This window comes from Candidatus Rhodoblastus alkanivorans (assembly GCF_022760755.1).
Lineage (GTDB): Bacteria > Pseudomonadota > Alphaproteobacteria > Rhizobiales > Beijerinckiaceae > Rhodoblastus > Rhodoblastus alkanivorans.
On the sequence record NZ_JAIVFP010000003.1, the window covers coordinates 21,640 to 28,160 of the forward strand.

Annotated in this window: 5 protein-coding genes; 3 read left to right on the plus strand and 2 right to left on the minus strand. The window is 64.8% G+C overall.

Going from position 1 to position 6,521, the window contains the following annotated elements; genetic code table 11:
- Nucleotides 1–90: 90 nt before the first annotated feature.
- Both K2U94_RS20175 and K2U94_RS20180 read left to right on the plus strand, forming a co-directional pair.
- Complete coding sequence (locus K2U94_RS20175) at nucleotides 91–3,072, plus strand: Tn3 family transposase (protein WP_243068943.1); 2,982 nt, start codon at nucleotides 91–93, stop codon at nucleotides 3,070–3,072.
- A 50-nt stretch (nucleotides 3,073–3,122) separates the two neighbouring features.
- Nucleotides 3,123–3,353 (plus strand): XRE family transcriptional regulator, encoded by a 231-nt coding sequence (locus K2U94_RS20180; RefSeq protein WP_243069083.1) that lies wholly within the window; start codon nucleotides 3,123–3,125, stop codon nucleotides 3,351–3,353.
- Between the two features lie 10 nt (nucleotides 3,354–3,363).
- On the opposite strand, the gene K2U94_RS20185 is transcribed toward K2U94_RS20180, so the two are convergent.
- Both K2U94_RS20185 and K2U94_RS20190 read right to left on the minus strand, forming a co-directional pair.
- Nucleotides 3,364–3,672 (minus strand): hypothetical protein, encoded by a 309-nt coding sequence (locus K2U94_RS20185; RefSeq protein ID WP_243069078.1) that lies wholly within the window; start codon nucleotides 3,670–3,672, stop codon nucleotides 3,364–3,366.
- Complete coding sequence (locus K2U94_RS20190) at nucleotides 3,665–3,865, minus strand: hypothetical protein (RefSeq protein ID WP_243069079.1); 201 nt, start codon at nucleotides 3,863–3,865, stop codon at nucleotides 3,665–3,667. Before K2U94_RS20190 ends, K2U94_RS20185 begins: the two co-directional genes overlap by 8 nt.
- Nucleotides 3,866–4,065: 200 nt before the next feature.
- Between K2U94_RS20190 and traA the strand changes: the two genes are divergently transcribed.
- A partial coding sequence (traA, locus tag K2U94_RS20195) for a Ti-type conjugative transfer relaxase TraA (RefSeq protein WP_243069080.1) occupies nucleotides 4,066–6,521 on the plus strand: 2,456 nt, incomplete at its 3' end.

Below are 6,521 nucleotides of genomic sequence, written 5' to 3' on the forward strand. Positions count from 1 at the left end.
GCAACAGAATTGCGCGTAGCGCAAGCTATTGAATTGTCGTGACGCGCCGAGCGGTCGCGCAAACGGTCGTTTGCGCGACGAGAGAGCGCCATGAAGAAACACGAAATCCTCTCGCCGCAATCTCGCGCGGCGCTGTTCGACCCGCCGACGGAGCCGATGGCGATTGTCCGGCACTACACATACTCAGTCGCGGACCTGGCGCTGATTCGGCGACGCCGCCGCGACGCGAATCGGCTGGGGTTCGCTGTTCACCTTGCCTATTTGAGGTTCCCTGGCCGCGCCCTTGGCGCCGAAGAAAGTCCGCCGCCTAACATGCTTTCTTTCGTCGCGTCGCAGATCGGGAGCGAACCAACATCGTTCGCCGCATACGCGCGGCGTAGCGAAACCCGCTGGGAGCATCTCGGCGAACTTCAGGCGCATCTCGGGGTGCGCTCTTTCAGACGTGAGGACTACCGCGCTGTAGCGGAGATCGCTCTCGCCGAGGCAATCGGCACGGATCGCGGCGATGAGATCGTCGCCGCGATGATCGAACATATTCGAAGCCGGAGCATTTTGCTGCCGGCGCCGACAATATTTGAACGAATTGCCTTGGCCGCCCGCGCTCGCGCGCGAAAACGCGCGCACAAGAATCTCGTCGAAGGTTTGGCGCAAGAGACGATTGCCGGACTGGAGGCGCTGATCGCCGTCGACGACGAGCGGGATCGAACGCCGCTCGCGTGGCTGCGCGAATGGCCGGAAGCGCCGACCCTGCGGAATCTGGCCGGAATAATCGAACGCCTGCACGCCGTTCGAAAACTCGGCGTCGGACAAGATCGCGAGCAACGAATTCACCAGGCGCGCTATGCGGCGCTCGCCCGGGAAACGGTCATTCTCAGCGCGCAGCATCTTTCACGCTTCGATGCGCCGCGCCGATTGGCGACGCTGGTCGTGTTCGCGCGCGAAATGGAGGCGGTCCTCACGGACGCCGCCATCAGCATGTTCGACAAAATGCTCGGCGGCGTATTCCGCCGCGCCGATCGCGTGCACAAAGAGAACGTCGTCGATCGGGCGAAGACGCTCGACGCGTCGACGCGAGCCCTGATCGGCATGGCGAAAGCCATGTTGGCCGCCAAAGCGTCCGGAGTGGACCAGGTCGCGGCGGTGGAGCGCGCGATAGGCTGGGAACGCCTGAAAACTCTGGTCGCCGAGGCCGACAAGACGGTCGCGGATTCGCGCGACGACAATCTGAGCGAGATCGTCGAGCGCTATCCGACGGTGCGACGCATGGTTTCGATCCTCCTCGGCGCCTTCGTCTTCCGCTCCTGGAAACCGGGGGATCCTTTGCTTGCGGCGCTCGACGTGTTGCGCGGGCTCCATGCGACCGGCGCGAGAAATCTGCCGCCGCGCGCTCCGACGGCGTTTCTGAAACCGGCGTGGCGCAAGCTCGTCGGCGTCGGCGTCGGCGCCGCCGCCGATCGCCGGACCTACGAGGTCGCGGTCATGACAACGCTGCGCGATCGCCTGCGCTCGGGCGATATCTGGGTCGAAGGCAGCCGCGCGTACCGCGCTTTCGACGATTTTCTCCTGCCGCCCGACACATTCGCGACGCGGCGCCAAGGCGACGAATTAGGCCTCGCCGTCGCCGATCGCTTCGACGACTGGCGCGCCGAACGCATCGGTCTCCTCCACTCCCGGCTCCGGGAAATCGACGCGCTGGCGGCGGCCGGCGAGCTGCCCGAGGCGACGCTCACCGAAGAGGGGCTTTCGATCAGCCCGATCCGCAAGGACGAAACCGACGCGACCGATCGCGTCGCACGGCGGCTCTACGCCATGTTGCCGCGCTTGCGCGTCACCGAGCTTCTCGCCGAAGTGCATGGCTGGACCGGTTTCGCCGAGCGGTTCAGCCATCTGCGCACGGGCGCGCCGCCCGAAGACAGCCGGGCGTTGATGACGGCTCTACTCGCCGACGCCACCAATCTCGGACTCGCCCGAATGGCCCACAGCTCCAAGGTGTTCAGCCATTCGAAGCTGCTCTGGATCGCGGAATGGCATGTCCGCGACGAAACCTATCAGGCGGCGCTGGCCTGTCTGGTCGACACCATCCATGCGCAGCCGTTCACGAAAATCTGGGGCGACGGCGACACGTCGTCCTCCGACGGCCAATTCTTCAGGGCCGGCGGGCATGGCGAGGCCCGCGCCGATTACAACGCCAAATACGGCTCGGAACCGGGCGTGAAATTCTACACGCATGTCTCCGACCGCTATGCGCCGTTCCACACCAGGGTCATCGCCGCCAACGCTAGCGAGGCCGCGCATATTCTCGACGGCCTGCTGCATCACGAATGTTCGCTCGACATCCGCGAGCATTACACCGACACGGCCGGCGCGATCGATCATGTGTTCGGCCTGTGCCATCTCACCGGGTTTCGGTTCGCGCCGCGCATCCGCGATCTCGCCGACCGCCGCCTCTATGTCGCTGACGCCCGCGCGGCCTACGCCGCGCTGACCCCGATGATCGGCGGAACCGTGGATTTCAGGGTCATCGGCGAGAACTGGGACGAAACCTTGCGCCTCGCGGCGTCGATCAAGGCCGGAACCGTCGCGCCGTCGGTCTTGATGCGGCGGCTCGCGGCCTATCCCAAACAGAATGCGCTGGCGAAAACGCTCCGGGAGATCGGGCGCCTGGAGCGCACCCTCTTCACCCTCGACTGGATCAGCGATCCGGCGCTGCGGCGGCGGGCGAACGCCGGCCTCAACAAGGGCGAGGCGCGCAACGCCCTCGCCAGGGCGGTGTTCTTTCATCGCCTCGGCGAAATCCGCGACCGCACCTTCGAAAATCAGAAATACCGGGCGTCCGGCCTAAATCTCGCCGTCGCCGCCGTGATCCTCTGGAACACCGTCTATCTCGGCCGCGCCGTCGACGAGTTGCGCTCCCGGGGCGAGGCCGTCAGCGACGATCTGCTGGCCCACGTCGCCCCGCTCGGCTGGGAGCACATCGCCTTCAACGGCGATTACGTCTGGCCGACGGAGCCCCTGCAAAACGGCTTCCGCCCCCTCCGAGACCCGCGCTCAGCATTCCTCGACGCGGCTTAGCGTAGGATTTTGGGAAGATTCTGCGATGACCCCAGGATGAAGCGGCGAATCTGGCCCTGCGGTCAAACCTGCTCATCGGCCTTCAACAGAAGGTCAAAAGCTGGGAGGTCGCGCAGGCCGAGGCCGCGCGGCGGCTTGGCGTGACGCAGCTCCAGCTCAACGATCTTCTGCGGAGCAAGATCGACAAATTCAGCCTCGATATGCTGATTGATCTGGCCACCCACGCCGAGATTTCCGTTCTTGCCGCCGGCGACCCGCACCACGATTTCAGCGCGGATTGAACGCAGGCGTTCAGGCGACGGGCGTTTGCGGCCCGACCTTTTCCGCCACCAGCGCCGGCGGAATTTCGACCGGCGCATCGGCGATTTTCTCGAACAGCTTTTTGTCGTGGTCGCGAACAAGTCCGGCGATCAATTTCGCGACCAGGGCGGCGGCGTCCTTGTCGGTCCTGGCGAGTTCAAGCAGTGCTCCGCCGAGGACGATTTTCCGCCTCGTATCTTTTTTTCTATCGGCAGCGGCGTCGCGGGCCTTGATGGCGTCGAGCGCGGCCTTGGCCTGCTCGAATTTCCGTTGCGCCTTTGCGAGGGCGGTTTCAGTCATGGGATGCGTCCTTCAAATCCTTTTTTGCAATCTCTTTGAGCCAATCGGCGAGCATGGACTTGATCCGATCCTCGATCACGGAAAGCCGAACTCCCTTCGCGGCGATCATCTCGACCAGAAGGGAAATGTCCACATCACGCGGCCCGTAAATCGGCCAATCGTCCAAAGCGTGTTTGTCGTCTGGATGAATCAAAGTCCGCTCTCCTTCTGGCCGATCATCCAGCAGCCTCTATAGCGTAGAAGCTTGACATTGAGCAAGGGGAGAGGTAAACCCGAACGAAGTGAAGGGCGCACTTACGAGTTGCTGCGCAACTCTGGCGCTGCTATCCTGCTGCTTCGTTCCAGCCTGATTTGCATCCTCCTCGTCGCTCCCGCCTCCTCGAAAGCCCGTTCTTGGCGATCTACCACCTCAGCATGAAGCCGATCGGCCGGGCGTCCGGGCGCAGCTCCGTCGCCGCCGCCGCCTATCGCGCTGGCGAGAGCCTGACCAATGAGCGCGACGGGATGACGCATGATTTTACGCGGCGGCGTGGCGTTGAACATGCGGAGATCGTCATTGCGTCCGGATCCGGCGCGGAATGGGCTTTGGATCGTTCGGCCCTGTGGAATGCGGCAGAAGATTCCGAGAAAAGGAAAGATGCGCGCGTCGCCCGTGAATTCGAGATCGCGCTGCCGCATGAATTGTCCGCCGGGCAGCGGCTGGCATTGACCCGCGAATTTGCGCAGGGGCTGGCGGACAGGCACGGGACGGCGGTGGATTTCGCCATCCATGCACCACATGGCGAGACGGACGAGCGGAATTTTCACGCGCATCTGATGATGACGACGAGGGCTCTGACCCCGGACGGGCTTGGCGACAAGACGAATCTTGAGCGAGAAAACAAATGGCTTGCGGGGCAGGGCCTGGCTTTGACGCAGGTTCAGCTGGTCGACATTCGCCAGGCTTGGGAGCAGGCGGCCAATGTGCATCTTTTTCGCGCGGGGCTTGAGCAAAAGGTTGACAGCCGCTCGCATGCCGAGCGCGGCATTGAGATCGAGCCGACGTTGCACATGGGCGTTCACGCCACGCAGATGGAGCGGCGCGGCAAGGAGGTTTCACAACGGCGGCTTGATCCGGAGAGCGCGCGGCGAAACGCCGAGCTGATCCGCGAAAAGCCGGAACAGGTGCTTTCGATCCTGACCGGCGAAAAGAGCGTGTTCGACCGGCGCGACGTGGCGCGGACGCTGCATCGTTACATCGACGACGCGGAGGCGTTCCAGGCGGCGTTTTCGAAAGTGATGGCCTCGCCCGCCCTTGTCGAATTGCAGACCGAGCAGAAAGATTCCTTTGGGCGGACTCTTTTGGGGGCGCGCTATTCGACGCGCGAGATGGTTTCGGTCGAACGCGGCATGGCGGAGAGCGCCGACCGGATGGCGGCGGCTTCCGGTTTTGGCGTCGACGAGCAGCGCGTCGAAGCGGCTTTGGCGGCGCGGCCGTTTCTGGCGGAGGAACAGCGCGAGGCGGTGCGGCATGTCACCAGGGGCCAGCGCGTCGCCGCCGTCGTCGGTCTGGCCGGGGCGGGCAAGTCCACCATGCTTTCCGCCGCGCGCGAGGCATGGGAGGCTCAGGGGTTTGTCGTGCATGGCGCGGCTCTATCCGGCAAGGCGGCCGAAGGGCTGGAGGAATCTTCCGGCATTGCCTCGCGCACGCTGGCGTCGTGGGAGCATGGCTGGACCAATGGGCGCCAGGTCTTGGGGCCGCGCGACGTGCTGGTGATCGACGAGGCCGGCATGGTTTCGTCAAAGCAATTGGCGGCGTTTGTTGGCGCGGCGGAGGCGGCAGGGGCAAAGCTGGTTTTGGTCGGCGACCCGGAACAGTTGCAGCCGATCAACGCCGGGGCGGCGTTCCGGGCGGTGGCGGAGCGCGTCGGCTTTGTCGAGCTTGAGGGCGTGCGCCGGCAAGGGGTGGAGTGGCAGCGCGCGGCCTCGCAGGCTTTTGCCCGCCATGGGACGGCCGAGGGGATTTCCGCCTATGCGCAGCGCGGGGGCGTGCGGCTGGCCGAGACGCGGGAGGAAGCCGGGGCTGAGATCGTGCGCGATGTGCTCAGCGACATGGCGGCGCGGCCGTCCGGGTCGCGGATCGTGCTGGCGCATCGGCGGGCCGACGTTTTTGGGCTGAATGCGTCGATCCGCGAGGCCCGTCAGGATCGGGGCGAGCTTGTCGGCGAGCGGTCCTATGCGACCAACGACGGCGAACGAAAATTCGCGCCGGGCGACCGGATCATCTTTCTGGAAAACAATCGCGATCTTGGCGTGAAAAACGGCATGATCGGGACCGTTGAGGCGGTCGAGGACGGGCGGCTGACGGCGAGGCTGGATCAGCCTGCTTCCCGGAAAGAAGGGGAGGGGCGGCGCGTCTCCGTCTCCATGGCGGATTATGCTGCCGTCGATCATGGCTATGCGACGACGATCCACAAATCGCAGGGGGCGACGGTCGACCGCTCCTTCGTACTGGCCTCGGAGACGATGGACCGGCATTTGACCTATGTGGCGATGACGCGGCATCGCGAGGGGGCGGCGATTTACGCCGGGCGCGACGAGTTCGCCGATCTTGCGGCTTTGTCGGCGCGTCTTGGCCGCAGCCAGGCGAAGGAAACAACGCTCGATTACGCCGAGCGGCGCGGCATCGAGATTTTTGATGTCGAGACAGAGGGGAGCGTCCTCGAACGGCGAGCCGCCGAGAACGGCCAGGCGCCGCCCTCCGCCGGACCTGATCTGGAACAAGGTTTGGCTGCGGCGCGTGCGGCCTTCGAACTTGAGAAGGCGCTCGCCGCCGCGCGCACGGCTTTCCAGAGCGAATACGGCAAAAT

What these genes read in the sequence shown, in the direction of transcription:
- K2U94_RS20175 (WP_243068943.1), top strand. Translation starts at nt 91, where the DNA reads ATGAAGAAACACGAAATCCTCTCGCCGCAATCTCGCGCGGCGCTGTTC.
- K2U94_RS20185 (WP_243069078.1), bottom strand. Translation starts at nt 3,672, where the DNA reads ATGACTGAAACCGCCCTCGCAAAGGCGCAACGGAAATTCGAGCAGGCC.